At 64.3% G+C, this 26,826-nt stretch carries 26 protein-coding genes and 2 pseudogenes; 12 read left to right on the top strand and 16 right to left on the bottom strand.

The genetic code is table 11. The annotated features are described in order from the left end of the window. A pseudogene (locus A5697_RS27845) lies at positions 1–93 on the top strand (short-chain dehydrogenase); the annotation flags it as partial. A gap of 88 nt (positions 94–181) precedes the next feature. Here A5697_RS27845 and A5697_RS21225 read toward each other — a convergent pair. Together A5697_RS21225 and A5697_RS21220 are read right to left on the bottom strand one after the other, a co-directional pair. Beyond that, a pseudogene (locus A5697_RS21225) lies at positions 182–970 on the bottom strand (SDR family NAD(P)-dependent oxidoreductase); the annotation flags it as partial. Between the two features lie 32 nt (positions 971–1,002). Beyond that, on the bottom strand, positions 1,003–1,761 hold the full coding sequence (locus A5697_RS21220; RefSeq protein WP_068011948.1) for an SDR family oxidoreductase: 759 nt from the start codon (positions 1,759–1,761) through the stop codon (positions 1,003–1,005). 117 nt (positions 1,762–1,878) lie between these two features. Between A5697_RS21220 and A5697_RS21215 the strand changes: the two genes are divergently transcribed. From A5697_RS21215 to A5697_RS21200, 4 genes are all read left to right on the top strand, one after another. Next, positions 1,879–2,721 carry an SDR family NAD(P)-dependent oxidoreductase gene (locus A5697_RS21215; RefSeq protein WP_068011947.1) on the top strand — a complete coding sequence of 281 codons (843 nt, stop codon included), beginning with the start codon at positions 1,879–1,881 and terminating at the stop codon, positions 2,719–2,721. A gap of 101 nt (positions 2,722–2,822) precedes the next feature. Continuing rightward, positions 2,823–4,019, top strand: coding sequence for a cytochrome P450 (locus A5697_RS21210; protein ID WP_068011946.1), 1,197 nt, complete (start codon positions 2,823–2,825; stop codon positions 4,017–4,019). Between the two features lie 275 nt (positions 4,020–4,294). Further along, positions 4,295–5,398, top strand: a complete 1,104-nt coding sequence (locus A5697_RS21205; RefSeq protein ID WP_369806140.1) for a dihydrodipicolinate reductase — start codon at positions 4,295–4,297, stop codon at positions 5,396–5,398. Further along, positions 5,395–6,159 (top strand): alpha/beta fold hydrolase, encoded by a 765-nt coding sequence (locus tag A5697_RS21200; protein ID WP_068011945.1) that lies wholly within the window; start codon positions 5,395–5,397, stop codon positions 6,157–6,159. The genes A5697_RS21205 and A5697_RS21200 overlap by 4 nt, the downstream gene beginning before the upstream one ends. Here the strand turns inward: A5697_RS21200 and A5697_RS28815 are convergent. Genes A5697_RS28815 through A5697_RS21190 form a run of 3 tightly spaced genes read right to left on the bottom strand, consistent with a single transcriptional unit; the run spans position 6,094 to position 8,198 of the window. Next, the gene (locus A5697_RS28815; protein ID WP_082953522.1) at positions 6,094–6,273 is read right to left on the bottom strand and encodes an SDR family oxidoreductase; all 180 of its coding nucleotides are present in this window, start codon (positions 6,271–6,273) and stop codon (positions 6,094–6,096) included. The two genes, A5697_RS21200 and A5697_RS28815, sit on opposite strands and share 66 nt — an antisense overlap. A 31-nt stretch (positions 6,274–6,304) precedes the next feature. Beyond that, positions 6,305–7,363, bottom strand: coding sequence for a dihydrodipicolinate reductase (locus tag A5697_RS21195; RefSeq protein ID WP_197501078.1), 1,059 nt, complete (start codon positions 7,361–7,363; stop codon positions 6,305–6,307). 46 nt (positions 7,364–7,409) lie between these two features. Continuing rightward, positions 7,410–8,198: an SDR family NAD(P)-dependent oxidoreductase gene (locus A5697_RS21190; protein ID WP_068011944.1), complete on the bottom strand. Its 789-nt coding sequence runs from the start codon at positions 8,196–8,198 to the stop codon at positions 7,410–7,412. Between the two features lie 111 nt (positions 8,199–8,309). Here A5697_RS21190 and A5697_RS21185 point away from each other — a divergent pair, with 111 nt between their 5' ends. Further along, on the top strand, positions 8,310–8,750 hold the full coding sequence (locus A5697_RS21185; RefSeq protein WP_068011943.1) for a hypothetical protein: 441 nt from the start codon (positions 8,310–8,312) through the stop codon (positions 8,748–8,750). Here the strand turns inward: A5697_RS21185 and A5697_RS21180 are convergent. Next, on the bottom strand, positions 8,740–10,359 hold the full coding sequence (locus A5697_RS21180) for a class I adenylate-forming enzyme family protein (protein WP_068011942.1): 1,620 nt from the start codon (positions 10,357–10,359) through the stop codon (positions 8,740–8,742). The genes A5697_RS21185 and A5697_RS21180 overlap by 11 nt on opposite strands. A gap of 114 nt (positions 10,360–10,473) precedes the next feature. On the opposite strand from A5697_RS21180, the gene A5697_RS21175 reads away from it, so the two are divergent. The 4 genes from A5697_RS21175 (at position 10,474) to A5697_RS21160 (ending at position 14,150) form a co-directional block, all read left to right on the top strand. Beyond that, positions 10,474–11,004, top strand: coding sequence for a nuclear transport factor 2 family protein (locus A5697_RS21175; protein WP_082953521.1), 531 nt, complete (start codon positions 10,474–10,476; stop codon positions 11,002–11,004). Positions 11,005–11,137: 133 nt separating this feature from the next. Then, positions 11,138–12,370 carry a CaiB/BaiF CoA-transferase family protein gene (locus A5697_RS21170; RefSeq protein ID WP_068011940.1) on the top strand — a complete coding sequence of 411 codons (1,233 nt, stop codon included), beginning with the start codon at positions 11,138–11,140 and terminating at the stop codon, positions 12,368–12,370. Beyond that, on the top strand, positions 12,367–13,605 hold the full coding sequence (locus A5697_RS21165) for a cytochrome P450 (protein WP_068011939.1): 1,239 nt from the start codon (positions 12,367–12,369) through the stop codon (positions 13,603–13,605). Before A5697_RS21170 ends, A5697_RS21165 begins: the two co-directional genes overlap by 4 nt. Then, positions 13,605–14,150 carry a hypothetical protein gene (locus A5697_RS21160; protein WP_068011938.1) on the top strand — a complete coding sequence of 182 codons (546 nt, stop codon included), beginning with the start codon at positions 13,605–13,607 and terminating at the stop codon, positions 14,148–14,150. The genes A5697_RS21165 and A5697_RS21160 overlap by 1 nt, the downstream gene beginning before the upstream one ends. Before the next feature lie 58 nt (positions 14,151–14,208). Here the strand turns inward: A5697_RS21160 and A5697_RS21155 are convergent, their stop codons facing one another. The 8 genes from A5697_RS21155 to A5697_RS21120 are packed head-to-tail and all read right to left on the bottom strand — an operon-like array spanning position 14,209 to position 20,936. Then, positions 14,209–14,811, bottom strand: a complete 603-nt coding sequence (locus A5697_RS21155; RefSeq protein WP_068011937.1) for a TetR/AcrR family transcriptional regulator — start codon at positions 14,809–14,811, stop codon at positions 14,209–14,211. Between the two features lie 22 nt (positions 14,812–14,833). Next, positions 14,834–16,003: a lipid-transfer protein gene (locus A5697_RS21150; protein WP_068011936.1), complete on the bottom strand. Its 1,170-nt coding sequence runs from the start codon at positions 16,001–16,003 to the stop codon at positions 14,834–14,836. Further along, on the bottom strand, positions 16,000–16,452 hold the full coding sequence (locus tag A5697_RS21145; protein ID WP_068011935.1) for a MaoC family dehydratase: 453 nt from the start codon (positions 16,450–16,452) through the stop codon (positions 16,000–16,002). The genes A5697_RS21150 and A5697_RS21145 overlap by 4 nt, the downstream gene beginning before the upstream one ends. Continuing rightward, on the bottom strand, positions 16,449–17,558 hold the full coding sequence (locus tag A5697_RS21140; RefSeq protein WP_068011934.1) for an acyl-CoA dehydrogenase family protein: 1,110 nt from the start codon (positions 17,556–17,558) through the stop codon (positions 16,449–16,451). The genes A5697_RS21145 and A5697_RS21140 overlap by 4 nt, the downstream gene beginning before the upstream one ends. A gap of 21 nt (positions 17,559–17,579) precedes the next feature. Beyond that, complete coding sequence (locus A5697_RS21135; RefSeq protein WP_068011933.1) at positions 17,580–17,993, bottom strand: Zn-ribbon domain-containing OB-fold protein; 414 nt, start codon at positions 17,991–17,993, stop codon at positions 17,580–17,582. After that, on the bottom strand, positions 17,993–18,568 hold the full coding sequence (locus tag A5697_RS21130) for a MaoC family dehydratase N-terminal domain-containing protein (protein ID WP_068011932.1): 576 nt from the start codon (positions 18,566–18,568) through the stop codon (positions 17,993–17,995). The genes A5697_RS21135 and A5697_RS21130 overlap by 1 nt, the downstream gene beginning before the upstream one ends. After that, the gene (locus tag A5697_RS21125; RefSeq protein ID WP_068011931.1) at positions 18,565–19,764 is read right to left on the bottom strand and encodes an acyl-CoA dehydrogenase family protein; all 1,200 of its coding nucleotides are present in this window, start codon (positions 19,762–19,764) and stop codon (positions 18,565–18,567) included. Before A5697_RS21125 ends, A5697_RS21130 begins: the two co-directional genes overlap by 4 nt. Beyond that, positions 19,764–20,936 (bottom strand): cytochrome P450, encoded by a 1,173-nt coding sequence (locus A5697_RS21120; protein ID WP_068011930.1) that lies wholly within the window; start codon positions 20,934–20,936, stop codon positions 19,764–19,766. Before A5697_RS21120 ends, A5697_RS21125 begins: the two co-directional genes overlap by 1 nt. A 261-nt stretch (positions 20,937–21,197) precedes the next feature. Between A5697_RS21120 and A5697_RS21115 the strand changes: the two genes are divergently transcribed. Continuing rightward, positions 21,198–22,658, top strand: coding sequence for an aldehyde dehydrogenase family protein (locus A5697_RS21115; protein ID WP_068011953.1), 1,461 nt, complete (start codon positions 21,198–21,200; stop codon positions 22,656–22,658). Next, positions 22,655–25,048 carry a CaiB/BaiF CoA-transferase family protein gene (locus tag A5697_RS21110; protein ID WP_068011929.1) on the top strand — a complete coding sequence of 798 codons (2,394 nt, stop codon included), beginning with the start codon at positions 22,655–22,657 and terminating at the stop codon, positions 25,046–25,048. Before A5697_RS21115 ends, A5697_RS21110 begins: the two co-directional genes overlap by 4 nt. A 42-nt stretch (positions 25,049–25,090) precedes the next feature. Here the strand turns inward: A5697_RS21110 and A5697_RS21105 are convergent, their stop codons facing one another. Beyond that, positions 25,091–25,567, bottom strand: a complete 477-nt coding sequence (locus A5697_RS21105) for a MaoC family dehydratase (protein WP_068011928.1) — start codon at positions 25,565–25,567, stop codon at positions 25,091–25,093. Then, positions 25,564–26,757 carry an amidohydrolase family protein gene (locus A5697_RS21100; RefSeq protein ID WP_068011927.1) on the bottom strand — a complete coding sequence of 398 codons (1,194 nt, stop codon included), beginning with the start codon at positions 26,755–26,757 and terminating at the stop codon, positions 25,564–25,566. The genes A5697_RS21105 and A5697_RS21100 overlap by 4 nt, the downstream gene beginning before the upstream one ends. Positions 26,758–26,826 lie beyond the last annotated feature (69 nt).

Raw genomic sequence — 26,826 nt, 5'->3', positions numbered from 1 at the left:
ATCGCCTCGGTCACCACTTATCTCGCATCGCGGCGAAACGGCTACGTGACGGGTGCCACCGTGAACGTCGACGGCGGATCGGACTTCATCTGACCGTAGGTCAGTTCTTCGTCGGCAGAGCTTCTTCGGGGTTCTCGGCCCATTGCGCCCGATGGCGACCCATGGTCATCGCGCCGTTCCAGCCGCCGTCGACGTTCACGGTGGCACCCGTCACGTAGCCGTTTCGCCGCGATGCGAGATAAGTGGTGACCGAGGCGATCTCCTCGGGCAGTCCGGCGCGCCCGATGTCACACGGGTGGCCGTACGTCTTCTCCACCCACCTCATCACGTGCTCTGGATCAGATGCGTCCAACCCGTCGACGGCCAGCACATCGCGCAGGATCTCGGTGAAGCTCGCCGTGACGATCGTCCCGGGGCACACGCAGTTGACCAGAATACGCTCGGCACCAAGGCTTTTGGATAGGTTCATGGTGAAGCTCGCAAGTGCTGACTTGGCTGCAGTGTAGGCGACCAGACGAGGGCTCTGTCGTTGGATCGAATGCGCAGACAGGGTGACGATGCGAGCCCACTCGGCCGATCTCAACAGCGGCAATGCGGCCCTGACGGAGCGCACGGCGGACAGTGTGCCGAGATCGAATGCGGAGCGCCAGTCGTCATCGTCCAGGTCTTCAAACGCACCGGCATTCGGACCAACGGTGTGCACCAGCACGTTCAGGGTGTTCCACGCATGACCAATGGAGGCAAAGGCCGACTCAATGGAATCGGCATCGGACATGTCGACGCTGATGGTCAGTACTTCGGGTGCCCCCGCCGCGCGGATTTGCCTCGCGGCCGAGTCCAGCGTCGCCTGGCCGCGCGCCATGATCGCCACGGAGGCACCTTCGGCCGCGAGACTCTCTGCGATCGCGAGGCCCATCCCCTTGCTGCCGCCGGTCACGACCGCTGTGGCGCCCTCGAAACCGAGATCCATTCAGTTGCCCGCCCTTCGCGGTCTGGTGATCGTCACCGAGTCTTGCCGATTCGCGGCGCAAGATGCACAATCTCGCTGACGACGGTGGGATTCGCGCGTGAAATGGCGATCAGGGAAAGCATTGCGTTGGCCACGTCGTCCACCGTGGACATCTCGTCGGGGATCTGGCCCGCTCGCGCCCAGGACCGGTACAGGTCGGCCAGTAGATCACGGTCGGCTCCGCGCAGGATCTCAGTGTCACAAGTGGGGCCGACGCTAACCCGGATCACGGCTAATTCGGGATGCTCGGCCCGCCAAGACCGCATTATCTCGTCGAGCGCGGCCTTGCTCGCGTGGTAGGCCGCTACACCGGCGCGGGGGCGGCCGACGTCATGGCTTGATGCGACGATAACCGTTGCGTTATCGGCTAAGTAGGGGAGGGCCGCTCGCAGCACATGGGACGCACCGACGGCGTTGACGGCGTAGGAATGCAGCCATGTCTCCACATCGGTGTCTTCGATCAGCACGAAGGGCACCACGGCGCTGGTAAACACCACCGCATCGAGCTTGCCGAAGTTGGTAGCGACTTCATCGACGACGGTCTCTACGGCCCGCGGCTCGGAAACGTCCAGTTCATATGCGGATCCGTGCAGCCGATCGGCCAGTTCCGAGAGTATGTCCACTCGCCGTGCGGCGAGTGCGACGTGCGCTCCCCGGGAGTGGGCGGCGATTGCCAACGCCTGTCCGACGCCCGAGGAAGCTCCGATGATCAACATCCGCGTCCCCGCGATGCTGGAGTGCCGGTCGCTCATAACCCGCTTCCTTGGCCGAATCCGTAACTGACGGTCATACCCGATTCTCTCATGCGAGAATCATTGTTTTCGTCGAGGCCGGACTCGTTGCGCCTCGGCGGTGAAACAGGAGGCGGAATGTTCGACTTCAATGGCAAGGTGGTGCTTGTCACCGGCGGCGGCGCCGGCATCGGGCACGCGACAGCGAAAGCCTTTGCCGACCTGGGCGCGTCGGTCGTCGCACTTGAGGTTGACCAGGCACGGTCCCAGCAACTGCGCAGCGCACTCGGCGACCGGGGGCTCGTAGTCACCGGCGATGCGACCGCTGCGGTCGACGTGTCGGCGCTCGCCGATGCCATCGGCAGTCGGTACGGGCGCCTCGACGTGCTGGTGAACAACGTCGGCCACTTCATGACGCGGCCGACCCCTTTCGAGCGGCTCACCGACGACCAGATCGATGACATATACCGCGTCAACCTCAAGCACATCTTCCTGGTAAGCCGGGCCATGCTGCCACTGCTGCGTGCCGCCGCCGGCGGTGCCAGTATCACGAACGTCTCGTCGATCGAGGGCTTCCGGGGCATACCGCAGTTCGCGGTGTACGGAGCCTTCAAGGCGGCGGTGACTGGCTTTACGATGAGCCTCGCCCTCGAGCTGGGCCCAGCGGGCATCCGGGTGAATGCCGTGGCGCCGGAAACCACTGATAGCGCCCAGGTGCCGCTGGACCGCATGATTCACCCATCGCAGAGACACAATATTCCGCGTTGGATTCCGCTGGGTCGCTTCGGAACCCCGCAAGACATCGCGGGCTGCATACTGTTCCTGGCGAGCCCGTTGGCGGCATGGGTGTCAGGGACCGTGGTACATGCCGACGGTGGCGCGCTGGCCGCCGCGGGATGGTATCGCGACGATCGTGGCGCGTGGACAAACATGCCAGTCATCAACGGCAACAGCGCGAGTCCTGCGGAGCCGTCCGGCTGACGTCTGGCGAACTTGCCGAAAGGCTTGTTTGCGTTTCACGTGAACGCATATTCTCGTTCGGTCGAGGGTGTTTCTCGGCGCGAGGGAGGAAGGACCGCCGCGTGACACATACCGTGGACGCCGAGCCCTACTATGACCCGTTCGACTTCGAGATTGACGACAACCCGTACCCGGTGTGGAAGCGACTGCGGGACGACGCGCCGCTCTACCACAACGAGAAGTACGGCTTTTACGCGCTGAGCCGGTACGAGGATGTCGCGCGCGAACTGGTGAATTGGCGTGACTACCGCTCAGGCAAAGGCACCATCATCGAAGTCATACTGAACGGTGTCGATGTCCCCCCGGGCGTGATTCTGTTCGAGGACCCACCAATCCACGATGCTCATCGCAGGCTGCTCTCTGGAGTGTTTACGCCGCGGCGAATGGCGGCTATCGAGCCGCTGGCTCGCGAGTTCTGCCGTCGCGCGCTCGAGCCGCTGATCGGAGAAGACACCTTCGACTTCATCGCGGACCTGGGCGCCTTGATGCCGATGCGAACCATCGGCTATCTCCTCGGGATCCCCGAAGAGAGCCAGGCCTCGATACGACGAAACACGGACAAGCTACTCGAGCTGAAACAAAGCGCGCCCCAGCAGGTCTTCGACGACATGATGACGCGCCAGTCACGACTGCTCGAAGAGTTCATCGACTGGCGCTATGAGCATCCGTCCGACGATTTGATGACTGAGTTGGTCAACGCCGAACTGGAGGAGCCCGACGGTACCCGTCGCCGCCTTACCCGCGCGGAGGTGCTCACCTATACCGGCACCGTCGCGGGCGCCGGCAACGAGACGACGACCCGCTTGATCGGGTTCGCCGGCGCACTGTTGTCGGACCACCCGGATCAGCGCCGTGAGCTGGCGGCCGATTTCAGTTTGATTCCCGGTGCTGTCGAGGAAATTCTGCGCTATGAGGCGCCGTCACCGGTGCAGGGCCGCTACGTGGCCCGCGACGTAGCGCTCTACGGGCAACGGGTCCCCGAGGGATCCGTGATGTTGTTGCTGAACGGGTCGGCGAATCGCGACGAGCGCCAGTTCCCCGACGCGGACAGGTTCGACATCCACCGGAAGGCGGCTCATCTGTCTTTCGGCCACGGCATTCATTTCTGTCTTGGTGCCGCGCTTGCCCGGGTGCAGGCCAAGGTCGCGCTCGAAGAGGTGCTGTCACGGTGGCCGGACTGGGAAGTCGACCACGAGAAGGCAAAGCATGCGCACACCACGAGTGTCCGCGGCTGGGCCACGCTGCCGGTGAGGCTGTGATGTGACGGAAGCCGTCGATTCGACAACCCATTCGCCTTGTGTCCACCCGCTCGAGACCAATGGGTCGCCGTTGGTGCGCAGGGTGGGGTGGGGACTGTTCGGGGCCGCGTATCTGGCTTCCGTCGTCCTGACCCTCGCCACCATTCAATCGGGCACTAACGCCGATCTCCTTTGCGGCCCTTATGGGCATCTGGAGCAGTCGGGTAAAGCGGGACCTTTCTACAAGTGAGCCACATGCACAGAGGATCACAGAGTGATTCCCGAAGGGAACGATGATGATTGACCGCGCATCCGCGCGCTATCGAGTCGCGCACATTGGGACGGGGCTCACCGGCAGTGAAGCGCTGCGGGCCGAGATTCTCGATCCAGCACTGGATCTCGTGGGCGTGCGCGTTTCCTCGCCCGGCAAGGTCGGAGTCGATGCGGGCCGGCTCTGCGGTGTGGCTGAAGTGGGTGTGCAGGCCACCGGCGATATCGCGGAAGTCATTGCACTGAAACCTGACTGCGTGTGCTACTGCGCGACCGCGGTCCGCCGCGAAGACGATGCGATCGCGGACATTGTCACGCTGCTGGAGTCGGGGATCAACGTCGTCACTATCTCGGCCATTCCGATGGTGTACCCGCCCGCCGCACCGCAGCACTGGCGTGCCGCGCTCGATTCGGCTGCCAGACGGGGCAACTCAACGTTCTATGCCACCGGTAGCGAGCCGGGGTTCATCAGCCTCAATCTTCCTACCGCCCTTCTCTCCGGGGCCGGTACCGTGGATTCGTACCGGATGGATGAGTACGCGCTGGACTTGGACAAGGCCTATCCAATCTGGGATGTGCTGCATGAGTCGATGGGTTTCGGGAAGCCGGACGGCCACACGCCGGTCCGCATAGCTTCGGGCAAGGTAAGGCATGACTGGGAGACGGTCGTGCGCTATCTCGCCGATGTGCTCGGAATCGACCTCGACCGTGTAGAGCTCGACTGGGAGACATTGCTGGCTCCGGCCGACCTGCCTACGGCCCTCGGGGTGGTGCCGTCGGGCACGATTTGCGGGCACCGTTGGCAACTCTCTGGAGTTGTCGATGACCGGAAAGCGGTGGCAGTGCAATACTTCGCTACCGTGACTTCGACCCCGTGGCCCGAACACTGGCCCAGGCCTTCGCGCGAAGGGCAGGGCGGCATGGTCTTTCGTGTTGAGGGCGACCCAAGTATGAGCCTGGAACTGTACCTCGAGCCGTCCGAGCACAACCGGATAAATCCCGGAATATCGGCCACCGCGATGGCGGCGGTGAATGCCATTCCTCGTGTGGTCGCCGCGGCCCCCGGTGTCATCGGGTTGCCGTTGGCCGGACCTGAGATCGTCACTCGACTCTCGTCCACTCGAACATGACGCTGTTCGCGTTGCTGCACGGCGGCCTGCATTATGGCTCATGCTGGGACAGGGTCGCGGTGGAACTCGCGCGGCGCGGTCATCGGGTCGTTGCGCCGGATCTGCCGGTCGACGACGACTCGGCGGGTGCCCTGGAATGGGCGCGCGTGGCGATCGACGCGATCGAGGAAGCCCGGGTCGGTGGTACCGCGTCCTCCGACATAGCCGAAGATATCGTCGTCGTGGCACACTCGCTCTCGGGATTGTGCGCACCGGTGATCGCCACGCTCTACCCGGTGCAAAAAATGGTCTTCGTCGGCGGCCTCCTGCCCGTGCCCGGACAGTCGTTCGCCGACCACCTGGCCGCCAACCCCGATGCGATCGCCTTTCCAGAGCCGCAAGAACGCGGTGCCGGACCGTTCGGTCTGGGATGGGAGTCGGTGTGGGAGGGCTTTTACCATGACTGTCCAGAACCGCTGGCGCGGAAAGCGTTCGAAGAATTGCGACACCAATCCTTCACCGTGTTCATCGAACGTTGCCCGATCGACCGCTGGCCCGACACCCCTTCGGATTACGTGCTGATGCGGGATGACCGCGCGGTCGGCGAGTCCTGGGCCCGGCGCAATGCGGTCGATCGGATCGGGGCTCGCGTCATCGAGTTGGACGGTGGCCACTCACCGTTTTTTGCCCGACCGGCCGAACTGAGCGCGGTCCTGCTACGCCTGGGCAACCCCGACATCGACGGAAATCGCGGCTGCCGTGACGAATCTCGACTCATCTGAGGCCAGCCACGCAACCGCGTTGGCGACATCTTCGGGCATTGTGACGGCATTCGGAATCAGTTGCTTGCTGAAGCCGTACTGGGGATGCGAGTAGGACTCGGCCGCTTCCTGCATCGCTTCGATCCCGCGGCCCGATGTTTACCGTCTAGCTCACATCCACCGCGTTGCGGGGCGCGGTGATCGGCAGGTCCAATGACGTCGCGATGCCGGGGGCCGCATCGATGACATACGGTATGGCATTGACCACCCGCATGGCAGTCGCCTCCATCGCGTTGTCGTTCGCCGATGCTGCGGTGCCTTCGGTGCCGAAGCGAAGATCGCAGTGGATGTGTGGTTCGCCCTCGATGACGATGCGGTAGGTGCCATGTGGCGCCGACGCCCACTCCGGCGCCAGGTCGGGAGCCATGCGGTTGATGTGCTCGATGCTGATGACGGGGCGGCCATTGACCACCCCGGTGGTTTCGGCTCTCACCGCGCCACAGGTACCGGCCGGAATCAACCCGCATGCCACGTGTAAATCCCTTGGCGTCGCGACGCGCTCGTAGCTTTCGGTGATGGTGTCGAGCTCGACGCCGAGGGCCCGCGCCACCAGACCGATTGGAGGTCCCCAGGCGAACTGCTGTGCACCCTCCAGCTCCAGGAGCGGTGTGAAATTGAGCGGCCGGCCAAAGCCCATGGCGTCGAACATCAGATACTCGTTGGGATAGGCCGAGTAGTCGAAAATCTCCTGGGCGCGAACCGAACGGATGGTGTTGGACAAAGTCGACAGTATGACGGCGAACTGGTCGCCGGCGAATCCCGGTTCGATACCCGACGTGTAGATCGTGACGCCCCCGGCCAGCGCCGCGGCTCGTACCTGGTCGGCCAAGTCGGGAATCCATCTGTCGGGAAACATCATTCCCGGCGTGTTGGTCGTGACGACGTTGATGCCCGCTTGCAGGAATCGGACATAGTCGCGAACCGCGGCCGCGTCCATCTCTTCGCTGGCGGCCGCGTAGACGACACAGTCGGGCTTGAGCTTGATGATGTCGGCCAGGTCGGCGGTGGTCGTCACGCCAATCGGGCCGAGCCCGACGACCTCACCCGCGTCGCGCCCAGCCTTGCCCGGACTATGCACCCATACGCCGACCAGGTCGAGGTGCGCGCGGCGGTTGATCGCTCGCAACGCGATGCTTCCCACGCCGCCCGTCGAGATGACTGCCACGCGTGCCACCTTGTCCGCCACGGTACTTGCTCCTGTGATGTATCGGCTACAGATCGGGTATCGGAAGGGAGGAGTTCGGTCCTTGAAGGCCGCCGTCGACGATGAAAGTCGAACTGGTGGCGTAGCAATCGCGGGTGCACAGATACAGTGCCAGCCTCCCGAGGTCTGCCACGTCGCCGATACGGTGTAGGGGCGTCAGCTCCTTTAATTTCTCCTCGGAACCCGGCATCAGGTCGAAGCTGGATTGCAGCCCGGTCGTCATGAATGCGCCCAGGGCGATCGCGTTCACGCGGATCTTGGGGGCGAGCTCCTGTGCCATGGCGCGGGTCAGGGCTTCGAGCCCACCCTTGGCCACCGAGTAGGGCAACAATCCTCGGATCCCGAATCGGCCGGCTCCTGAGGAGATGTTGACTATCGAGCCTCGGCCCACCGTCAACATGTGCGGCACCGCCAGTTGGCTCATGGTGAACGCTGAAGTGACGCAATAGTCGAACGTTTCCCGGAGGTTGTCGTCGGTCAGGCCCAAAAATGGCCCGTAAGTCGCGAAACCGACGTTGTTGACGAGGATGTCGATGCGGCCGAATTTGTCGACCGCGGTCTGGACGACGCGCTCGCTGTCGGAGCGTTGCAGCGCGTCGGCGGTGACCGCGAGGCCTTTGCCACCCGTTTTTTCGATCTCTCTGAACGTCTGCTCGACCTCGGACGAGGTCCGAGCCGTACCAACGACAGTGGCACCGGCTTCGGCGAGTACCTTGGCGATACCCTCACCGACGCCGCGCCCGGCGCCGGTGACTATTGCCACCTGGCCGTCTAGGTTGAACTGTTCAAGTGCCACGAAGCGCCTCTCCGCCAGGACGTGTGGGTATGCAGGCGCGAATCTACCGTATTGAGAATGATTATTTCCGGTAATTGAAATCTACCTTTGTGAGCTCGTAGAGTCATTGACATGGCGCCCCCTCTGCCTCATTTGCACCACGTTGTGTTCGCGGTCGGACTCGACCGGCTCGACCGTGCTGCCGATTACCTGGGCGCTTTGGGCTTTCAATTCCAGGCTTTCGAGCTCGAGCACTTAGGTCTGCAAGTCCGCCTGGACTGGGACCGCGGATTCGAGCTCGTCGCCCCGACCGCCACGGCACCAACGGAGGCCGGTACGGCGGCCGACTTCCTCGCGCGCAACGGCGACGGGCTGTTCTCCGTCATCGTGCGGGTGGCGGATTGCGCTGCGGGCGAATACATCGCCGCGAGGTACGGCGTTAAGTCCGACTTCCGGCAGCGGCACGAAGGCGAGGGATTCGAGTTGACCGAAGTCAAATTGGAGCCGTTATTCGGCATCCCGTTGACGTTGATGGCCACGGACATGGCCGACGGGCAGCCGGTCAACCCCTAGCCGAGTGCAGCCATTCGCTGAGTTGGCGCGCCAGCTCCGACTTCTTGACCTTGCCGGTCGCGGTGAACGGGAGGTCTCGCTTGGCGGTGACCCAAATGTACTTCGGGACCTTGTACGCTGACAGTCGATCGCGCAGTTGCACCCGCAATGACTCTGCGTTGAGTGCGGATTCGCCGCGTGGCACCACCGCCGCTGCGACCACCGTTCCGTGCTCAGTGCTCTCCGCTCCGACCACGTATGCCTCCAGCACACCGTCGCAGTCGGCCAGTGCCAGTTCGACTTCGCTGGGTGTGACGTTGGTGCCGCCACCGGTCTTGATCAAATCGCCCAACCGTCCGGTGAACTTGATCCAGCCGTCGTCGTATTCGATGCCGCAATCGCCCGTTCGGTAGTAGCCGTCGGGCGTGAACACGTCCTCGCGCTCACATTTGTGCAGCCGTTGCATCAACGAATACCCGCGAACCCATATTTCGCCGGGCGTGCCATTGGGCGCCGCCTGTCCCGTGTCGGGGTCGACGATCAGGTGGTGCAGCCCTTCGATTGGTGGGCCGCCGGTTTCGGACCGATCGGGCGTTTGCGGCAGATACGGATCGATGCCGAGGTGATTGCCGCACAGCTCGGTCATTCCCAGGCCGCTGGAGCCCTTGGGCTGATGGAGGGGTGGCACCATCGCGGGCATGCTGGTGCGGTGCACCGAACTCAAATCGCGTGCTGAGAAGTCGGGATGCTCGGACAGCGTCTTACCCTGCTGTGGCCAGCCCAGTGCGATGGTCGCGTGGTGTCGCTCCATGAGTTCCAAGGCCCCTGCTGCATCGAACGCGGGCTGAGTGATCAGTGTCGCGCCGTGATGGATTACCGCATGCAATCCTGTGATCAGCCCGCCCACCCAGAAGAAGGGCATGGACGTGAACATCACGTCGTCGCGGGTGACGGCGTACATGAAGGTGAGGTTGTAGGTGTGGCGGACCAGCGTGCCATGGGTGTGCACAGTCCCTTTCGGGTCGCCTGTACTGCCCGAGGTGTAGATGATCATCACCTCGTCGGCCGGTGTCACACACGATTCCACATCGACGAGGAAGTCGGTGTCGGCTGCGGACAGCGCGTCGTCGGCGTTGATCCTCGTCGTCCAGGCCCGATCGGACGGCCCCCACACCGCGACGGTCCGCAGGAACGGCGCCTTGCGCACCATGATGCGACCTGGCCGGTCCTGACCGGCGAGACCCGGCAGCGCATCTTCCAGCCGGGTCAAGAAATCGTGGTTGCGGAACCGCGACCACGTCAGGATCGCTCTTAGGTCAGCATGTCGGGCGGTCCAGGCCAGTTCGGAGGCCTTGTAGAAGGTGTTGAGGGGAACAGCGACCGCGCCGATGCGTGTGGTGGCAAACCACGCCAGTGCCCAGTCGACGCTGTTGGGCATCAGGATTCCGACATGGTCGCCCTTGCTGATGCCATGCGCCAACAAGGCAGTGGCCAGCGCGGCTGAACGCCGGTCGAGGTCGGCATAGGACAAGCTCCGCCCGTCGGCGATGAGGAATGGCCTGTCGCCGAAGCGCGCTGCGCAAAACCTCACCAGTGCAGGGATCGTGGGCAGGATCGTCGGAAAGGGCATAAGCGCAGAATAGTAGCCTTTCCGATAAACGAGAACACGGGTTCTCATTCACCGGCGTCCGCCTACGATATTGCCATGGCCACTGGATCGAAGAGTTCAGCTACCGATGACAGGTTGGACCGAGTGGAGTCGAGTCTCGCGATCAGCCAGCTTCCCATCCGGTATGCAATGGCACTCGATGCCCGTGATCTCGACGCGTTGGTGGCGTTGTTCATCGACGATGTCGATGCCGGGGCCGAGGGTCGCGGCAGGGAAGCGTTGAAGCGTTGGTATGACCGCGTGCTCCGGCGGTTTTACCGCAGCATCCACCTGGTGTGTGGGCACCAGTTCGACTTTATCGACGCCGATCACGCGACCGGAGCCGTTTATTGCCGCGCCGAACACGAGGAAGGCGATGGGTGGTACGTGATCACGATGCGTTACGACGATGTCTACGAGCGTCGCCGGGGCCAATGGTGTTTCGTCAAGCGACGGGAGCACGCCTGGTATTCGGTCGATGTGACGGAGCGTCCGGGTCCGGAATTCATGCGCTGGCCGGGCGACGTCCGGTTGCGTGCGGCCATGCCCCAGCGGATGGCGACCTGGGAGGCCTTTTGGGCCAAGGGAGATCCGGCGCTGCCCGAACGGCTGTCGGCGCGTCCGTGAGCGTTCGCGGCCGGCCACGCCGATGCCATCCCGGTTTACAATCGGTTCTGAAACTGACATTCTCGGACATGCAAATACGCGTTATCGCCATTGCCAACCCGTTAGCGCGCTCGCACCCGTGCACTGTGACCCAATGGAGGCCGTCATTTCCGTCGACAAAGTACTCAGTGGTGTGCGCGTGCTAGAGGTTGCCGCGTGGACCTTCGTACCGTCGGCAGGCGCCGTGCTGGCGGAGTGGGGTGCCGAGGTCATCAAGGTCGAGCCGCGCGAGGGCGGGGACCCGCAGCGTGGCCTCGTGACGATGGGCATCGTGGACGAGGGTGGTGGCCAGGTCAACTACATGATCGAAATTCCGAATCGTGGCAAGAAGTCGATCGGCGTCGACCTGAGCACGCCCGGTGGCCAGGACGTCATCCGCAAGCTCGCGGCCGGCTGCGACGTGTTCCTCACCAGCTATCTGCCCGGCCGTCGTAAGAAGCTGGGCATCGACGTCGACGACATCAGGGCCGCCAATCCGAGCGTCGTCTATGTGCGGGGGTCGGGCCACGGACCGAAGGGACCGGACTCGGACAAGCCCGGCTATGACGGCGTCTCCTACTGGGCCCGCGGCGGCATCGCCACCATGCTCACCGAGGACGGCGACGAGCTGGTGCGCTCACGGCCGGCATTCGGAGACCTGCTTGGGGGCATGGCGATCGCGGGCGGGATCGCGGCCGCGTTGTACAAAAAGGCAACCACCGGACAGGGATCGGTGGTCGACGTCTCCCTGCTCGGGTTGGCGGCCTGGAACCTCAGCCCCGATGTCGCAGTGAGCCAGATCCACGGCGGCACATCCATTCCCAAGTACGGACACGCCGACGCGCCCAACCCCTTGGTCGGGACCTACCGCACCAAGGACGACCGCTACGTTCAGCTGATGATGCTGCAGCTCGACAAGTTCTATCCCGAAACGATGCGCGCCATCGGCCTGCCCGAATTGGTCGAAGATGAGCGTTTCGCCTATCCCGCAGCACGTTTCGCCAACCGGGCGGAACTGATCTCGCTCATGGACGATGCGTTTGCCCAACACACCCTCGCGGAATGGCGTGAGCGGTTGGCATCCGTCTCCGGGGCGTGGGGTGTGGTGCAGACGCCGGCGGAGCTGTGCCAGGACCCGGCGGTGACCGCGAACGGCTATGTCGCGAACACGACGACGATGAACGGCGCGCCGTACTCGTTGCCCACCAACCCCGTCCAATTCGACGAAAAGGCCGTTATCCCTCTGGGCGCGCCCGAGCATGGTCAGCACACCGAGGAGGTGCTGATGGAAGCGGGCCTGGACTGGGACACCATCGAAGCCTACAAAGAGGCCGGAGCGATTCTGTGACTCCTACTACGCCACAACAGGTCTCAGAAGACGATGCCGAATTCGATCCCTTCTCTGAAGATTTCTTCAACGGGGCGTACGACACCTACCGACGCCTGCGCGACGGTGCCCCCGTCTACTACAACCCAAAGTGGGACTTCTGGGCGCTGACCCGCTACGACGACGTGGCGCCCGCCACCAAGGACCACGAAACGTATTCGTCGGCAAAGGGTGCGACGCTGGATATGGTTCAGGCGCACGACGACGCGATACCGGTGCCCAAAGTGATCATCTCGATGGATCCGCCCGAACACCAGAAGATGCGCAGGCTGGTCAGCAACGTGTTCACGCCCCGCGCCATCGCGGCGTTAGAGGACATGGTGCGCGAGAAAGTCTACGAACGCCTTGACGCGCTCGACTCGTCCTCGTTCGACGTGGTGGCCGATTTCTCGGCGCTGTTCCCGAATGAGGTCATCACCACCATGCTGGGAGTGCCCAAGCAAGACCGCGACCAGATCCGCATTTGGCTGGATCTGCTCCTTGAACGCCACCCGGGTGGGATCGCCACCACCGCCGCCGGTCGAGAAGCGTCGATGAAAACCGGGCTCTACTATTACGACCTCGTCCAGCAGCGCCGCGCCGAACCTCGTGACGACATGATCAGCCGGCTCATCGAGACCGAGATCGAGCGGAACGGGCAGGTGGAGAAGCTCACCGACGTCGATATCACCGGATTCGCGACCATGCTTGGGGGAGCGGGCGCCGAGACGGTGACGAAACTCGTCGGCAACGCCATGGTGGCCTTCGCCGACTTTCCGGATCAGTGGCAGAAGCTGCGGAAGGACCGCAGCAAGGTGCCCGCCGCCGTCGAAGAATTGTTGCGCTATGAGGCGCCCTCCCAGTACCAGGTGCGCACCGCCACCCGCGATGTGGCGTTGCATGGCAAGGTGATTCCCGAAGGGGGTGCCGTACTGCTGGTCACCGGTTCGGCGACGCGTGACGAACGGATGTTCCCCGATCCCGACCGGCTGGACATCGACCGGGAGCGCAGGATGGGCTTCAACCTCGCGTTCGGGTATGGCGTGCACAGTTGTTTGGGGGCAGCGCTGGCGAGGATGGAGAGCCGTATCGCGCTCGAAGCGCTGCTCGATCTGCTCCCTGACTACGAAGTCGACCGCGACGGGCTGCGGCGGGTGGCGATGGCCAACGTTTGTGGGTGGTCCAATGTGCCCGTGCGCAGGAAGGGAGAAGCGTGATGTCCGATCGAGTGGCTCGGCACCGAAGGATCGCCCACGCGAAATGGGAGGCCTACGCCCAGGCTCCGGAGACCCAGAAGATCACCTACGGCGAGGAGTGGGTGTACGCCCCGGACGCCGTCATGATGTGTCCCTTGTTCAACGGCGGTACCGACCACGTGATGGCCGACCTCGCATCGGAGCAGGTGCTCGAAGCCATACAGCAGTATGCCCCCGGTGGAGATATGCTCACGTGCGAATTTCGCATGTGGTGGAAGCACATGCCTGACTTTCGAATCGTCACCCCCTTTGACTGCAGGGCCGCCGATTGGGGATTTGCGGTCCGCGACACTTATGCGGGGACGCTGGCCAACGGGACGGTATTAAACCTCCACGAATGGGATTATGTCTGGGTCAACGAAGAGGGGCAGATAACGCGCTGGGATTGGTTCGTTGATTCGGCGGAGTGGTTTCCCTTTCTCGACCTCATTGGCCTACCTCGAAACGGCGTGACTTACCAGGACTACACCGTAAATTTTCTGCGCCAAGGCAGCCTGGTGGGCTGACGTCGGGGCGACCCATCGGCCGCTGGGCCGCGGTTCGTCGCCGCGCGCCAAAGACGTCCTACGACCTCCCGCGCCGATCGCCCAGAAACCCCCGCACCACGTGGTTACGCACGAACTCGGCCACCGCCGCGTCGTCGCCGATGTCGATGTAGGGCGACGGAGTGGTGAACAGCGAAAACAACATTCGCGCGAACCACTCGGTTGCGGAGCGGATGTCGAGGTCACTGCGGACCTCTCCCGTCAGGCGCGCCGCCGAGACATATGGGGCGAAGAACTCGCTGCATTCCTGCAATAGGGTCGCCGCGTTCTTGGTCAACATCAAGTTGACCTCTTCCCGGTCGAAATACGACTCGGGCTCCACCACCCGGCGGGCCTGGGCGACGAAAACGCTTGCGCGAACCAGTTTCTCCTCCAGGGTGCTGCCGCCGTCATTGTCGATCGCCCTGGCCATTTTGCGGTAGAATCGCTGTGACGCCGCCTCCGCGCAGGCCTCGACGATCGTTTCCTTGTCCCGGAAGTACTCGTAGAACGTGCTCCGTGACACCTCTGCGGCGCGTGCGATGTCGACGATCGTGGTCTTCTGTAGCCCGTGCGTACGGAAGCAGGCGAACGCGGCCGAGATGAGCGCCGCGCGGGTGTCGACAGCGGTAGCCTGTGTCATCGGCCTTCCTCGCCCAACGTGTTCAGTGATCGGGAGCGAGGATCAAGCCGCTGGTCGGGACGCCGGTGCCCGACGTGACCAGTACGTGTTCGACGTTGTCCACCTGATTGTGCGACGTGCCGCGCACCTGACGAACACCCTCGGTGATGCCGTTCATGCCGTGGATGTACGCCTCGCCGAGCAGCCCGCCGTTGGTGTTGATCGGCATACGGCCACCGAGTGACAGCTCGTCGACCGAGACAAAGTCCTTGGCCTCGCCCCGGCCGCAGAATCCCAACTCCTCGAGTTGCGTGAACACGAACGGTGTGAAGTGGTCGTAGAGGAACGCCGTCGATATGTCCTGAGGTTTGAGGCCGGAATCCCGCCACAGCTTGTCGCCCACGACTCCCATCTCGGGCAGCCCGGTGATGTCCTCGCGGTAGTAACTCGTCATCACCTCGCCGTCATAGGCGGCGCCCTGAGCGGCGGCTGTGATGACGGCGGGCGGCTTGGCGAGGTCTCGCGCCCGCTCCACGCTCGTCACCACCATCGCAACGCCGCCGTCGCTTTCCTGACAGCAGTCGAGCAGCCTGAGCACCGGTTCGATGATCCACCGTGACTGCTGGTGCTGCTCAAGGGTTATCGGCTTGCCATAGAACCAGGCGTCTGGATTGTTCGCGGCGTGCTTGCGGTCGATGACGGAGATCTTGCCGAAATCGGCGTTGGTGACCCCATAGGTCGTCATGTAACGGTGGGCGTGCAAGGCGACCCAGGCAGCCGGCGTCATGAACCCGAACGGCGCGTAGGGCGCCATCCATAGCGGTGTCACGCCGGGCTGACGGCCAGCGCCGCCGAAGCGGAAGCCGGAGCGCTCGTTGAACGCGCGGTAGCACACCACCGCCGTCGCCGCGCCCGTCGCGACCGCCATGGCGGCCTGCATGACGGTTCCCGCCGCCGCCCCACCGCCGTGCGGGACCCTTGTGAAGAACGTCAGGTCGCGGATGCCGACATTGCGCGCAACCTCGATCTCCTCGTTCTCGTCGACGCTGAAGGTAACCATGCCGTCGATGTCGGCGGGCCGCAGGCCGGCGTCGCGGATCGCGGCGATGACCGCCTCACAGGCGAGCTGCATCTCGGTGCGACCCGATTCCTTGGAGAACTCGGTCTGGCCGATTCCGACGAGCGCCGTCTTACCGCCGATGCCGTCGCTCATGCATCGACACCCTGACGCAAGCTGAGTACTGCGGTCGCCGAGACGTGATCACCCAGGCTGTTGGTGCCCTTGAAGGTGACCTCGACGAGTCCTTCACCGTCGGCCTTGGACTTGTCCGTGACAGAACCCGTGAACCGCAGCGGATCGTTCGGGTAGGCCGGAACGCCGAGGCGGATGGACAATTTCTTGATCATCGCCTCCGGTCCCGCCCAGTCGTGCAGGAATTTCGCGCACAGACCGTTGGTCGTGAGGATGTTCAGGAAGATGTCCTTGGATCCTTGGGAATTCGCAAAATCCCGGTCGTGGTGGACCGGCATGTAGTCGCGGGATGCGATGGCCCCGGCGACGATCAGAGTGGTGGTAACCGGAACATCCAGCGGGGTTACTTCGTCGCCCACGTTGATGGAATCCCACGCCAGCGTGGTGGTGCGATCGACGGTGGAGGTCATCTGCTTCCTTCCGGGTAGGTCGCGCCCAGGCGGGCGAGTTGCTGGGGGGCCGCGCCGAGGGACAGCTCGATCTGCTTGGCCCACAAGAAATATCGGTGAAGCGGGTAGGTGATGTCGATGCCTATGCCGCCATGGACTTGTTGGGCCGACGCGACGACCCGCGCTCCGGCCTCAGCCGCCCAGAACTTCGCGATGGCCGCCTCGCGCGCCGCGGGCCGGCCCTCGGCGATCAGCCAAGCGGCGTGCCAGGTGGTCCAGCGGATTGCCTCGACGTCGATGAACGCGTCGGCCAGTCGTTGCTGCACGGCCTGGAACGAGCCAATCGGCCGGCCGAACTGCTCGCGCTCGCTGGTGTAGGAAGCGGCGATCTTCAGCGCCCGTTCGGTAACACCGATCTGCATCGCGCACAGCCCGATCAAGGCCCTGGTATGCAGCAAACCCACCGCGTCCGCGGCGCCGGACCCGTTCAGTCGGTGGCCGAGAGCACCGGCGAGTTCGACGTCGGCGTGGGGCTCGGCATTGGTGGTGCTTGCGGGCGTGATCGTGAGGCCGTTGGTCGCAGTCTCGACAACAAACAGGGCCGGGCCGTCGTCGGCCTGGGCCGAAACCACGATCGCGTCGGCCAGCTGCGCCGCGGGTACGAGTTCCTTGCTGCCGTCCAAGACCCAAGCGTCGCCGTCGGCGCGCGCGATCGTGCGTGGCGCCGTCGGGTCGGAGTTACCCGCTTCGGCGAGGGCGGCGGTCAGAATCGCACCGCCGTCCGCGACCTTCGGCAGGTATCGCTGCTGAATAGCGGAGTCACCGTGGCGTGCAATGGTATCCGCGCCGAGCACGAGGGTCGCGTAGAGCGGGACCGGCGCGACGCTCCAGCCGGCTTCGGCGAGCAGCACGCCGAGTTCCAGGAATCCGCCGCCGCTGCCGCCAACGGACTCGGGCAACGCGATACCCAGCAAGTCCGACGATGCCAGCTCGCGCCACAGCTCTGGGTCGTAACGAACCTCGCCCGATTCCAGATCGGCGAGATGCTCAGTGGTGCAGCGGTGCTCGAAGAGCTGGCGGGCGACCTTGCCGACCGTCTCTTGTTCTTCGGTAAAGGAGAAATCCATGCTCGCGTGCTGCCTCGTCTGTCAGGGCGCAGGCCGGAACTGGTGCAACACCAGCTCGTCACCGCTCGGGATGGCTTCGAACTTCTCGTAAAAGACCTCGACAGGCAGCCCGACCTTGATGGCGGCGGGCTCGATATCGCACAGGTTCGACACGATGCGTACGCCTTCGTCGAGCTCGATCAGGGCGACCACGTATGGGTACTGGAGGAATGGCAGCGGAGGATACTGCGGCATCACAAAGCTGTAAACCGTTCCGCGTCCGGTCGATTCGACAGAATCCCAATTGAGCGACTGGCAGTTGCCGCACATCGGGCGAGGCGGAACCCGCAACGCCTTGCAGTCTGCGCACCGCTGAATCAGCAGCTTGCGGTCCTTGAGGCCCGACCAGAAGAACTCGGTGTCCGGACTTATCGACGGAGCTAGCCTGGTCGCCATCAGTCCCCAGCCGTTCCGGCGGGGGCCCCACCCGTCTTGAATCGCAGCGTGCGGAACCACTGGCGGCCGATAACTTCGCCATTCTGATCGCGATAGGTGGTCACCCACGTGACGAAGAATCCGTTGCCCATTGCCGTCGTCTTCTCGTCCGAAATCGAGTCGAAAACGGTCTCACCGGTGATCTCGTCACCGACGCGGGGATAGCGTTCGATTTCGAACTCCGAGTTCGTCGCGATGATGCCCGTGTAGCCCGCGTCGGAGAGAAATTGCAGCGGATTCTTCTTGATTTCGATCGGCACGCCGCCGCGTTCATGGATACCTGCGAGCTTGGGGGGCGGCATCGTCCAGCTCTGCAGCATCACCGGCGGGGAAACCAGGGCACCGTAGCGGGACTGCTCCGCGAACTCGGGATCGAGGTAGGCGGGATTCATGTCGTCCAACGCGTACGCCCAATGCCGAATCATCGCGGCGTTCACCGGATCGGGGGCGCGGGCGGGCTTGCCGACTCCGTCGGTGGGCGTCCCGATCAGCGCGTCGAGGCGCTCGCGCAGTTCGTCTTTGGCTAGCTCTGTCATGCAGATTTCCCCTTTTCGGATGCGCGCACTTCCCGGGGCGCGCGGGGCATCCCGAGACCGGCCATAGCGATGATGTCGCGTTGGAGCTCGTTTGCTCCGCCGCCGAACGTGTTGATGACGGCCAAGCGGTACGCACTCTCCAGCTCGCCCTTGAGCGGGCCCGCCGGGCCCTTGCGCACACCGGTCTGTCCCACCACCTCAAGCAGTTCCCGCGCGACCTGTTGGGTGAGTTCCGTGCCGAATACCTTTGCCGCGGAGGCCTCGCCCATGCCGAGTGCGCCGGCGCTCATCGTCGCGTTGACGCGCAGGTTGAGCAGCCGGTAGGCCGCGACTTGCGCTTCCACCCGCGCCAGGGCCTGCTGAACCCAGGGTTGGTCGATGACGGTGCCGTCGTCGAGCGCTGTCGTCGACGCCCATTTGAGCGTCTTGTCGAAAAGCGGTTCCAGGGCACCAAGATTGCCGAGCGCTGCGCGTTCCAGGTTGAGCTGGTTTGTTACCAACGTCCAGCCCTGGTTCTCGCCGAGCACGACGGCGCTCGCGGGTACCCGGACGTCGTCGTAGAAGGTGTAGTAGGTAGATACGCCCGGCATGGTGCGCAGCGGCTTCCAGGAAAACCCCGGCGAGTCGGTCGGCACGATGAAAAGTGTTATGCCCTTGTGTTTCTTGGCGTTCGGGTCGGTACGTGCCGCCAGCCAGATGTAGTCGGCGAACTCGGCACCGCTGGTGAACATCTTCGAACCGTTGATGACGAACCCATCCCCGTCACGCACCGCCGTGGTACGCAGCGACGCTAGATCGCTGCCGGCCCCCGGCTCCGAATAGCCGATCGCGAACTCAACGGTGCCCTTGAGGATGGCGGGCAGGAACTTGGCCTTCTGCTCTTCGGTGCCGTACTGAATCAGCGTGGGGCCCACGGTGTTGAGGGTGATCATTGGCAGCGGGGCGTTCACCCTGCGCGCTTCTTCCGAGAAGATGGACTGCTCGAGCGCGGTCAACCCGCCGCCCCCGTACTCCACCGGCCAGGCAACTCCGAGCAGGCCGGCCTCGCCGAGAGCGCGCCGACATTCGGCGATCGCGGCGCCTCCCTCGGCGAGATTGGCGACGGCGGCGCGGCGCTCCGGGGTCATCACCGCCTCAAGGCGGGTCCGGTAGTCCTTGCGGAGCTGCTCTTGTTCGGGCGTGTAGTCGAAGTTCATCAGCGGGCGGCTCCGAGGCGAACCGGCATGCGTTTGACACCGGGCACCATCGTCGCGCGAAGCCGCGACACGTCACCGGTAAGTTCGATGGTCGGGAAGGCGCCCAACAGAACCTCGAACATGACCCTGGCCTCCAAACGGGCGAGCTGCGCGCCCAGGCAGGCGTGCTCGCCGGCACCGAATGCGATGTGCGGGTTGGGGTTACGGGTGATGTCGAACTCTTCGCTGGTGGGCCCGAAAATTTCCTCGTCGCGGTTGGCGGAGCCGTAGAGCATGACGACGGTGTCGCCGGCCTTGATCTGCTGGCCGCGGATCTCGACGTCCTCGGTGGCTTGCCGGGCCATGTGCGTGACCGGGCTGGTGAATCGCAGCATCTCTTCGACCGCGCAAGGTAGCAGCGATGGGTCCGATCGCAGCAGGGCGAACTGCTCGGGGTAGTCAATCAGCGCCAATGTCCCCAGGGCGATGAGGTTGCGGGTGGTTTCGTTGCCCGCAACCAACAGCAGGAAGGAGAAGTTGAGCAGGTCCTCGTCGCTAAGGCGTTCGCCGTCGACCTCGGCCGCGGCCAGGATACTGAGCAGGTCGTCTTGGCCGGTGACTTCGCCAGAACGCCGGGCGGCAATGAGCTTGGTGAAGTACTCGTACAGCTCGGTGAGCGCGACCACTGAGTCCAATTCGATGTCGGGGTCGGCGGTGCCCACCGCGGCGTCCGACCAGGCCCGGAATTGCTCCCAGTCTTCGGGCGGTGCTCCCAGCATCTCGGCGATCATCCGGGTGGGTAGCGGAGCGGCGATTTCGTCCGCGAACTCGTAGTCCCGCGACGGGTCCACACCGTCGACGATGCCCTTGACGATCTGTCGCACCTTGGGCTCGAGCAACTGCACCTGGCGGCGGGTGAACCCCGAGTTGATGAGCTTGCGAAGCTGCCGGTGGCGCGGGGGATCGGTGAAAATCAGATTCCCCTCCTGGACGGGCTCGGGCTGGGCCGGGTCCGGGATCGAAATGCCCTTTGTGGACGAGAAGGTCAGTGGGTGGCCCGAGACATAGCGAATGTCCTCGTATTTCAACAGCGCCCAGAAGTTGGTGACATCGTTCCACACGACGGGCGTTGTGTTGCGAAGCTCTCGGTAGGCCGGGTATGGGTCACCGGCGTAGAAATCGGGCGAGTGCAAGGGAACAGTGGTTGTGGGCACGCCACGCCTTCCTCGACGCTGAGAGCTGGTCCGACAGATCAGAAAAGAATGTCCGTTTCCATGGTGTCTACCGTAGACCGGAGCTGTCTGTCAATCGGCACGTATATGCCGGAAAAATAGCGTTAATTGGCGGTTGGCCCGCCCTGACGGGTTGTGTACACGCAGTCAAAGTATGTAAGTTCTCGGGAGGCGTCGCCCGCGCCGCGCTGCGGGCAAGCAGTCAGGGAAGGCAGGCGGATGATGGCTGGGTCTCGGTCCCTCCTCGACGCTGAGGGGCACTACATCGGCGGACAGTGGACCGACCCGGACAGCGGGCGTTACGACGTCATCAACCCCGCGACCGAAGCGGTGATCGGAACGGCGCCCGATGCCAGCGTGGCGCAGGTGGGGCAAGCGATCGCCGCCGCGAGGACTGCCTTCGACACGGGTCCGTGGCCGGCGGCCGAGCCCGCCGAGCGCGCGCGATGCCTGCAGCAGCTCAGCGACGCACTACTGGCCAGAGGCGAAGAGATCTACGCCCTGGCCCAGGCCGAGTGGGGCTGTTCGGCAAACGAGCGGCTGATTCACGTGGACGGTCCGGTCTTCATGGTTGGTCATGCCGCTGAGCTGGCGGTCGAACCCGCCGAGGCGCCGTTGGATGCCTGGGGTGCCGCGGGCACCACGCTGTTACGCTACGAACCGCTCGGCGTGGTGGCGGCGATGACCCCGTGGAACTTCCCACACACCCTCAACGTCATGAAATTGGGAGCGGCGCTGGCGGCCGGAAACACGCTCGTGCTCAAGCCGTCACCGCTGACGCCGCTCGCGGGGCTCGCCCTCGCCCGAATCATCCACGAGGACACGGACATCCCGCCGGGTGTGGTCAACGTAGTGACACCGACCAGCGTCGAGGCCAGCCGAAGTCTGACCCTGGACCCGAGGGTCGACATGGTCAGTTTCACCGGCAGCTCGGTCGTCGGCCGCGATGTGATGGCGGGCGCGGCGACCACCATGAAGCGCGTCCTGCTTGAGTGCGGCGGAAAATCGGCGACCATCCTGCTTCCCGACGTCGACGTCGGCGACGAATTGATGGAGCGGCTGCTGTTCGAGGGCTGCACGATGCACGCCGGTCAGGCCTGCATCCTCAACAGCAGACTTTTGCTGCCGGATGCCATCCACGACGAGGTGGTGGACCGACTCGCCGCGCTGGCCCGTGCGGTCGTGATCGGCGACCCCGTCGATCCGGCGGTCACCATGGGACCGTTGATCAGCCGCGAGCACCTCGATCGCGTCGAGGGCTTCGTCAAACGCGCTGAAGCCGATGGCGCAACCGTGGTGGTAGGGGGATCCCGCCCCAAGAATCTGAACAAGGGCTTCTACTTCGAGCCGACGATACTCACCGACGTTTCGGCCGAGTCCCACATCGCACAGGAGGAGGTGTTCGGACCGGTCTTGACGGTGCTGCGGTACCGCGATGACGACGACGCTGTGGCCATCGCCAACAACTCCGCCTACGGGCTCGGGGGTGCGGTGTGGGGAAGCGACATCGACCGTGCGGTGGGCATCGCCCGCCGGATCCGGACCGGGCAGGTGTCGATCAACGGCACAATTCCCGGGGACGCGCCGTTCGGTGGCTTCAAGCAGAGTGGGATCGGCCGGGAGGGCGGTGTGATGGGACTGCGGGCCTACATGGAGCCAAAGGCTATCGGGATACCCGCGTGAACCGGCCGCTGACGGGATTGCGCGTCGTCGAACTTGCCTCCGAGATCGCGGGGCCCTATTGCACGAAGCTGCTCGTGGACCTCGGCGCCGACGTATGCAAGATCGAGCCGCCGGCGGGCGACCCATTGCGCCGGTGGGGCCCGTTCCCCTCAGCGCTTCCGGATCCGGACCGATGCGGGCTGTTCGACTACCTCAACGCGGGAAAGCGCGGGGCAGCAGTCGATTTCGGTCAGCAAAGCGCGCGCGCGACCCTCGCCGAATTGATCTCGACGGCGGATGTGCTTGTCGAGGACTTGGCCGCAGACTCGAGTGCACGCTTCGAGCTGGGCTTGGACGTGGAGTCTCTGGGCCGGATCAACCCCAAACTTGTCGTCGTCCGAATCTCGAGCTTCGGCCAGGAAGGCCCGCTGCGCGATCGGGTGACGACACCATTGACCCTCCAGGCCGCCGCAGGCTGGGTCAATGTGCGCGATCCTGGGCGGGCTCCGGTGCAGGGGGGTGCCCGCATCCCGGAATACATTGCGGGCGGCTACGCGGCCCTCGGCGCGCTGACGGGATTGCGAATCGCCGCCGCCGGAACGAACAGGCCAGTCGAGGTGGACGTCTCGGTGTTCGAGTCGTTGCTGTCGACGCTGCCTTACCCCATGCTGATGGCGGCTCGATTGAAAAGCCTTGGCCTGCCGACCAACTCCAAAGCAGCACCGATGCTGGGAATCGTGCGGGCCGCCGATGGCTGGATCGGCATCAACTGCCTCACCGGCCAGCACTGGCTGGACGTGTGCGCCATGGTCGGGTTGCCGGAGTTCGGCGAGCATCAACTCGCGGTCATGCTCGGTGGGCCCGAGCGCGGCGAGTTTTTTGCCAAGGCGCAGCCGTTTCTCGATTCGATGACCGTCGCCGATCTGGTCGACCTGAGTCAGGCCATGCGGATACCCGCCGCGCCGGTCACCGAAGGCGACACCATCCTTGCGTGCCCGCAGTATGCCGAGCGAGGGTTCTTCATCAAGGCGGCCGACGCATCGCAATTCACCAGACCGGGAGCGCCATTTCGGTTTTCGAAGACACCGGTCCCGCCACCGCTGCCCGCTCCAGTCCTGGGACGAGACGCGCAGGCCGCCTGGGGCGAGCGCGGCGCACGCCGCCGGGACAACGACGTCCCAAATGTCGCCCTGCCCTTCGCCGGGTTGAAGGTCTTCGACCTGAGCACCTTCTGGGCGGGTGCCTACCTGACGTGCTACCTCGGCGCGTTCGGGGCGGACGTGGTCAAGGTCGAATCCATCCAACGCCCCGACGGCCACCGCTACTCCGGCTCGTTGCTGCGCGAAGGGGACGACTGGTACGAACGCGGGCCGCTTTGGCAGGGAACGAATCTCAACAAGCGCGACATCACCCTCGATCTCACTTCTGCCGCTGGCCGTGAGTTGGCCCTGCAGCTGGCCGGTCAAGCCGACGTCGTGGTGGAGAACTTCTCGCCGCGCGTGGTCGAGCAGTTCGGACTCGACTATGAGTCCGTCGCGAAGATCAATCCCGACGTGATCATGGTGCGGATGCCCGGATTCGGCCTACAGGGGCCGTGGCGCGACTACGTGGGTTGGGCGCTGAACATCGAACAGGTGTCCGGAATGTCGGCCATGACCGGTTACCCGGATGGCCCGCCGTGCAACCTGCAGGGCCCCGCCGACCCGATCGCCGGCGTACACGCGTGTGTGGCGTTGTTGGCTGCGCTCGAGCACAGGCGGTCGACCGGCGAGGGGCAGCTCATCGAGGTCGCGCAGATCGAGGTTGGTGCCGCGGTGACCGCCGAACCAGTGATCGAGTACTCGCTGACGGGCACGGTGCGGCCGCGCGAGGGAAACCGACACCGCGTATACGCCCAAGGCGTCTATCCGACGGCCCTCACCGACGAGTGGGTCGCGATCTCCGTGCGCGACGACGCCGACTGGTGTGCGCTGCTGGAAGCCGTGGGCCGCGACGAGCTGCGACACGACCCGAGGTTCGTGACCGCGGAAGCTCGTCGGCAACATCATGACGAATTCGACGAGGTCCTCGCGAGCTGGACGTGCAGGCGACCCGCCGGGGAGCTGGTGGCAACCCTGGCCCGGCACCGCGTCCCGGCCGAGCGATTGCTTTCGGCCGACGAGATGTATGACATCGAACAGCTCGATGCGCGCGGTTTCTATCAGGATGTGACGCATCCGATCACCGGGCGACAGCGATTTCCCGGCTGGCCATTTCAGATTTCGCCGGGCCCGGCACACCATCACCGCACCGCCGCACCGACGCTGGGGCAGCACAACGCCGAGATCCTTGGAGCGCTTGGACTGTCCGATGCGGAAATCGACGCGTTGCGCGAGCAACGCGTCATAGGGCAACGCCTGCTCAACGCATAGCGATGGGTTGCCGCCCGACCCTCGATCGCTTGCGTCGTAGGGTCAGGCGTCGACCATCGCCGCGATGGTGTCTACGACACATGCCGGCCGGTCGTTTCCTTCGACTTCGACCGTGACACGCACCGTGGCTCGTCCGCCCTTGTCGGTGCGTTCGACCTTCAGCAGCTCCGCGCCGGCCCGGATCCGTGAGTCGACCGGTACCGGTGCGGGGAACCGTAGCTTGTCCGAGCCGTAGTTCACCTGCATCGCCAGCCCCGTCACCTTGTAGATCTGTTGCACCAGGATGGGCACCAGCGACAACGTCAGGTAGCCGTGTGCGATGGTCTTGCCGTATGGCCCGGTGGCCGCCCTCTGCGGGTCGACATGGATCCACTGATGGTCGCCCGTCGCCTCGGCGAACAGGTCGATCTCTTTCTGCGTGACCTGGCGCCAGTCGCTGTAGCCGAGGTGTTCGCCCACGTGCGCCTCGAAGTCGGCGATCCCGTCGTACACCTTCGGATACGTGGGCGCCTGGGTCATGCCGCGACCTTGAGCTTCAAATGCTCAATGGCGTTGCCGCCCATGATCTTCGCCTTGGCCGACTCCGACACGCCGTCAAGCCGGTCGACGAAGCTCAGCGGGTCGCCGATGCCCTCGGGGTGGGGGAAGTCGGAGCCGAACATCACGTGGTCCTCGCCCATGATGTCGACGATGCCCTTGATGTCGTCTTCGAGGAATGGGTGGATGTAGATGTTGCGCTTGAACACCTCGACGGGATGCTCGTCGAACTCCTTGGGCATGATCTTGTAGGCGGTGTTGAGCTGCTCGAGCAGGTTGCGCACCCAGCCGCTGCCGTTCTCGACGCAGAAGATCTTCAAATCCGGGAAACGTGACAGGGCGCCATGGCAGATCATCGCCGCCAGGGTGTCCTCGATGGCCCGATGGCCCATCACGACCTCGCGCAGCGCGCTCGGCTTGAAGGACAGGTACTCGTCGCCGCCCTCCCACTCCATCAGGTGCTTCTGGTAGCCACTGTCGGAGGCGTGCATGGTCACCGGGATGCCGGCGTTGACGACCTCTTCCCAAAATGGATCGAACTCGGGCAGGCCCATGGACCGCGAGCCTCCGAAGCGGCTGGGCACCGGTGCGGGCCGGACCAGGAATGTCTTCATACCCCGCTCGAGTCCCCAGTGCAGCTCTCTGATCGCCTCGTCCACCATTGGCAGGCAGATGACGGGAGTGGCGAAGATTCGGTCGTGGTAATTGAACGTCCAGTGTTCGTGCATCCACTCGTTGAGCGCGTGGATGATGGCGTGGGTCAGCACGACGTCGTCGGTGGTGCGTTCCTCGATGAGGCTGGCGAGGGTCGGGTACATCACGCACTGGTCGAGGCCCAGCTCGTCCATCAGCTCCAGTCGTGGGGCGGGCGACTGGTAGGCGGGGATGACATCCATTGCCTCACCGATGAATTCGCGGAAGTTCAGACCCTCGGGGTTCTTTCCCAGGAAGTAGTCCTCGGCGCTGCCCGGCCTGGCCACCCGCGCGAACGTCGGGTTGGGGATCATGTGGCTGATGCGGTCCTTGACGACGAGCTTGGGCCGGCCATTGACCTCGACGTAACCGACCTTTCCGCGGTGTTCCTTCGGGAGGTACTTGGTGAGCGCGTCCGTCGTCTCATACATGTGGTTGTCGATGTCGAAAACCGGATAGGGCAAGGAACGGGGAGACACGGGACTTTCCTCCTGAGCAGCGAATATGATCATTTACGCTAGACGAGAATGACGTTATCATCCCCGCCG

It is taken from the genome of Mycobacterium sp. E3251 (genome assembly GCF_001666835.1).
Classification (GTDB): Bacteria; Actinomycetota; Actinomycetes; order Mycobacteriales; family Mycobacteriaceae; genus Mycobacterium.
Note: the sequence above shows the minus strand (reverse complement) of the source record. Positions and strands in the feature narration are given on the sequence as shown.

Bases quoted from the DNA above. Each gene is read 5' to 3' on its own strand.
- A5697_RS21185 (WP_068011943.1), top strand. From the start codon at position 8,310: ATGGCGCCCCCTCTGCCTCATTTGCACCACGTTGTGTTCGCGGTCGGA.
- A5697_RS21155 (WP_068011937.1), bottom strand. From the start codon at position 14,811: ATGACACAGGCTACCGCTGTCGACACCCGCGCGGCGCTCATCTCGGCC.
- A5697_RS21205 (WP_369806140.1), top strand. From the start codon at position 4,295: ATGATTGACCGCGCATCCGCGCGCTATCGAGTCGCGCACATTGGGACG.
- A5697_RS21145 (WP_068011935.1), bottom strand. From the start codon at position 16,452: ATGACCTCCACCGTCGATCGCACCACCACGCTGGCGTGGGATTCCATC.
- A5697_RS21115 (WP_068011953.1), top strand. From the start codon at position 21,198: ATGGCTGGGTCTCGGTCCCTCCTCGACGCTGAGGGGCACTACATCGGC.
- A5697_RS21160 (WP_068011938.1), top strand. From the start codon at position 13,605: ATGTCCGATCGAGTGGCTCGGCACCGAAGGATCGCCCACGCGAAATGG.
- A5697_RS28815 (WP_082953522.1), bottom strand. From the start codon at position 6,273: ATGCAGGAAGCGGCCGAGTCCTACTCGCATCCCCAGTACGGCTTCAGC.
- A5697_RS21105 (WP_068011928.1), bottom strand. From the start codon at position 25,567: ATGACCCAGGCGCCCACGTATCCGAAGGTGTACGACGGGATCGCCGAC.
- A5697_RS21220 (WP_068011948.1), bottom strand. From the start codon at position 1,761: ATGAGCGACCGGCACTCCAGCATCGCGGGGACGCGGATGTTGATCATC.
- A5697_RS21180 (WP_068011942.1), bottom strand. From the start codon at position 10,359: ATGCCCTTTCCGACGATCCTGCCCACGATCCCTGCACTGGTGAGGTTT.
- A5697_RS21150 (WP_068011936.1), bottom strand. From the start codon at position 16,003: ATGAGCGACGGCATCGGCGGTAAGACGGCGCTCGTCGGAATCGGCCAG.
- A5697_RS21130 (WP_068011932.1), bottom strand. From the start codon at position 18,568: ATGACAGAGCTAGCCAAAGACGAACTGCGCGAGCGCCTCGACGCGCTG.
- A5697_RS21170 (WP_068011940.1), top strand. From the start codon at position 11,138: ATGGAGGCCGTCATTTCCGTCGACAAAGTACTCAGTGGTGTGCGCGTG.
- A5697_RS21135 (WP_068011933.1), bottom strand. From the start codon at position 17,993: ATGGCGACCAGGCTAGCTCCGTCGATAAGTCCGGACACCGAGTTCTTC.
- A5697_RS21140 (WP_068011934.1), bottom strand. From the start codon at position 17,558: ATGGATTTCTCCTTTACCGAAGAACAAGAGACGGTCGGCAAGGTCGCC.
- A5697_RS21125 (WP_068011931.1), bottom strand. From the start codon at position 19,764: ATGAACTTCGACTACACGCCCGAACAAGAGCAGCTCCGCAAGGACTAC.
- A5697_RS21200 (WP_068011945.1), top strand. From the start codon at position 5,395: ATGACGCTGTTCGCGTTGCTGCACGGCGGCCTGCATTATGGCTCATGC.
- A5697_RS21215 (WP_068011947.1), top strand. From the start codon at position 1,879: ATGTTCGACTTCAATGGCAAGGTGGTGCTTGTCACCGGCGGCGGCGCC.